3 protein-coding genes and 1 riboswitch are annotated in these 3,598 nt (G+C 48.9%); all 3 genes read right to left on the bottom strand.

All coding sequences use genetic code 11. The annotated features are described in order from the left end of the window. Window positions 1-230 precede the first annotated feature (230 nt). Window positions 231-941 carry a precorrin-2 C(20)-methyltransferase gene (locus QUA47_RS30435; protein ID WP_333433564.1) on the bottom strand — a complete coding sequence of 237 codons (711 nt, stop codon included), beginning with the start codon at window positions 939-941 and terminating at the stop codon, window positions 231-233. Beyond that, window positions 938-1,567 (bottom strand): precorrin-8X methylmutase, encoded by a 630-nt coding sequence (locus QUA47_RS30430; RefSeq protein ID WP_333215135.1) that lies wholly within the window; start codon window positions 1,565-1,567, stop codon window positions 938-940. The genes QUA47_RS30435 and QUA47_RS30430 overlap by 4 nt, the downstream gene beginning before the upstream one ends. 154 nt (window positions 1,568-1,721) lie before the next feature. Next, entirely contained in the window at window positions 1,722-3,239 is a 1,518-nt protein-coding gene (gene cobG, locus QUA47_RS30425; protein ID WP_333433563.1) for a precorrin-3B synthase, read from the bottom strand. Between the two features lie 8 nt (window positions 3,240-3,247). Next, a riboswitch (adenosylcobalamin-variant (AdoCbl-variant) riboswitch) is annotated at window positions 3,248-3,327 on the bottom strand. Window positions 3,328-3,598 lie beyond the last annotated feature (271 nt).

Here is a 3,598-nt window from a genome sequence, read left to right as displayed (position 1 = left end):
ATTTGTTTATGATTGCTTTATTTGGTTTTCAATGTTCGTGACGGCTTTATGTTCCGCCATGTAAATAAACATAAAGCCTATTCTAAGGTTTGTAAAGTATTTTAACAACAGATTAACTAATGAATAGTATAAGTTGAACTTATCAAAGTTAATAAAACTGGATAAACAGGTAAGAATGCACAAAAAAGTATGTAAAGCCTGGAAGCGCGTCGCCTTCAGGCATGGAAATATTAAGATACAGACTTTTGCTGGCTAGGTATCATAATGAGAGCCCAATAGGGAACTTCAGCGGGCTCGACATCTGCGATCGCCCGAATTCGCTGATTCGGCATAGTTGCGCGTTCTATATACAGTGCTCGATCGAACTGTCCCAACTCAATCAGTACGTCCCGGACTTTCGCAAAATGCCGGCCCAGCTTAATAATCACAGCAGCATCAACAACCGCCAATCGATCGCGCAAAACCTCAGCCTCCAGCGTCGCAGGCATAATACTTAACACATCGTTACGATAAGTCAGCGGCACTCCCAACGCAGCCGCACTCGCCATTGTCGAAGAAATTCCCGGCACAACTTCAGTGGTAAATGTCCCCGACAAACGGTTGAATAGATACATAAACGAACCGTAGAGAAAAGGTTCGCCCTCACATAGCACCGCCACATCCCGCCCCTCGCTCAGATGTGCGGCAATTTTCTCCGCAGCAATATCATAATAAGGTTGAGACGATCGCGTCGGACTAAAAGGCAACGGCATCGGAATCTCAATTTGCTCCGGGCGCAGATAATCTGCGACGATCGCCCGCGCCAGCACCTTACCATTTTCCATCGCCGGATAGGCAATCACCGGCACCGATTGCAAAATCCGATAAGCTTTCAAAGTAATCAACTCTGGATCGCCAGGGCCAATACCCAAACCGTACAATTTACCACTAGCCTTAGTCATAATTCATCCTTTTTCGCTAACGCATTCACGGCCGCCGTTGCCATTGCACTGCCACCGCGCCGCCCGTGCAACGTAATAAATGGCACTCCCCGACTGTTGGCGGCCAGTTCGGCTTTGGATTCGGCGGCCCCGACAAATCCTACCGGGAAACCCAAAATTAAAGCCGGTTTGGGTGCTCCGGCATCCAGCATTTCCAGTAGTCGGAACAAAGCAGTCGGGGCATTGCCAATTGCCACAACCGCACCCTGCAAGTTGTCCAGCCATAAATCAAGGGCCGCGGCAGATCGAGTATTTCCTATTTGCCGCGCCAACTCTGGGATTTCGGAATGCCAGAGGGTGCAAATCACCGGATTGTCAGCCGGAAGGCGTTTGCGAGTGATGCCTTCAGCCACCATCCGGGCATCGCACAGGATGGGCGCACCTGCAGAGAGGGCTTGGCGTCCGCAGGTGGCTGCACCGGGGGAAGCTGCTAAATCTGCAACAATATCGGTCATGCCGCAACTGTGAATTAGTCGCACGGCTACCGATTCTAAATCGGGCGGCAAGCTTGACAAATCTGCTTCGGCTCGAATTGTGGCGAAGGATTTAATGTAGATTTCTGTTCCGTCTCGAATGTAGTCAATCATTGTTTAAAACTGCTATGGGAATTTTGTGGAATTTGTGAAATAGATTTTTTGAATGAACCGCGAAGGCGTGAAGGACGCGAAGGAAGAAATCTCAAGAGAGATAGAAAGAGAAATGCTTAAAATTTGTCTGTTTTTATGGGATATTTTTTCACTTTCAATTCCAATTTTCGGTGCTCCCCAACTCCTGCAATTGGTCGATCGCCTGCCGATCGACAAACTCACCCAATGACTCCACAGGCTCTCGAAACCGCTGATACACTCGCAACATTCGCTCGATCGCATCGGGCATCTCGATCGCACTCACCGCCTGAAAAATTTTTCGTCCGAAGGGCAAATCTTTTCTACCCGCATAAATGTCGTAACCTTTGATCGTCTCGTCTCCTCGCTCAATCTGAATTCCTACCAGCGTGATATCAATGGGCTGGTGCTGGGCGCAGGACTTTTGGCAACCGCTGAAATGAATGTTAATCGGCAGGTCGAGCGTCAATTTTTGCGCTAAATCCCTCACCATTGCTAGGGCGTCACTTTGAGTATCTGTCGCCGCCGACGCACAGCCACTGCTGCCGGCACAAGCCACCAAGCACGAATCTAGGCGAGTCGCCGACGAGTGCAATCCCAAATCGGCGACTTGCTGTTTTACCTCAAAAAGCTGGGAGTTGGGGATATCAGAAATTAGCAGATTTTGCCACGGCGTAAGTCTCAGGGTACCGCTGGCTAGCTTTTGGGCTAAATTCGCCAAATCCCGCAGTTGCTTTGATTCTAGCCTACCGAGAGGCAGTGCAATTCCCATGTAGGAGAAACCGGACTGTCGTTGAGGATGAATGCCGAGATGTCGGTGATGGGGGAGGGATTTTTCAGATGAGGCATCTTGGCTGTTTTTGGGAAAGGTGCAAGATGGGAATTGCCATAAAAATGGTAAATTCTGCTGTACCCTTTCTAGATAACTTTCAGCGCCCCAATCTGCCAGCAGGTGACGCAAACGCGGTTTTTTGCCATCAATTCGAGGTCTGTTTTTGGTGTATTCAAGATAGGTGCTAGCGAGGGCGGCTAATACGGAAATACATTGCGATTCTTGGATTAAAATTCCTGTATCGCCGTTTAAATGCAGCCGAAAAACGATTTCTGATTGGGTTGAACGACCGCATGCAGCTAATAAAATATCGTTGCGTAAAGCCTGGATCGAAACTGATTCCCCGCCGTCGAAGCCAATACTGAACTTAGGCGAAAGTTCCGACAACTCGGAATGTGTTTGCAGGTAATCATCCCAAGCTTTCACTAGCGGGCGAGTATCCAGTAACTGCTGGCGATCGATCCCTGCTGTCGGACTTGCCATAATATTGCGAATCGGGTCAACTTCAACGCGGCGAGACGCTATCCCCAATTCCTGCAAGCGGTTCCAGACTTCCGGGGCAATTTCCGAGTTCACTTCTCGGATTTGCAAATTTGCCCGATTTGTCACTTGCAAACAGCCGGTACTGTATTGATCGGCCAAATCGGCGATCGTCCAACACTGCTGCGCGTTTAAAATTCCCCCCGGAATCCGCATTCTCGATAAAACTCCGTCTCGGGCTTGGGAACCGTAAAATAAACCCGGACAAGTCGGCAAATCAGTCAAAGCTAACAAATAATCTCCTCCCCGTGCTACGCAGGGAATCCAAAAGTAAACGCCCACAAAGCGCCCCCGAAATCGGCATTCTGACTTTTACAGTTGCGGCACAGCGCCGGAATTGCACCGGACTTTCCCGCTTTCAGGTTTTAGAAAGGTATCACGACCTGACCGACAGAAAGCAAAACCCTCAACTTTCTTAACAAAACCCCTGGCGATCGCCCCTGTCTCTCCTCTCATCAGCTTTCCTAATCGCAGTCATCAGTTTAACTGTCGCTCAACCCCTTTACAAACCTTAACCACACCGTTAATAATATAAACATCATCCGAACATTGACAACCAAATACAGCAATCATAAAACCATGACAACAACCTTACAGCAGCGCGAAAGCGCCAATGTCTGGGAACGCTTTTGTGAGTGGGT

This window comes from Microcoleus sp. MON2_D5 (assembly GCF_036701905.1).
Lineage (GTDB): Bacteria > Cyanobacteriota > Cyanobacteriia > Cyanobacteriales > Microcoleaceae > Microcoleus.
The sequence above is the reverse complement of the archived record's forward strand: the minus strand, read 5'-3'. Positions and strand labels throughout refer to the sequence as shown.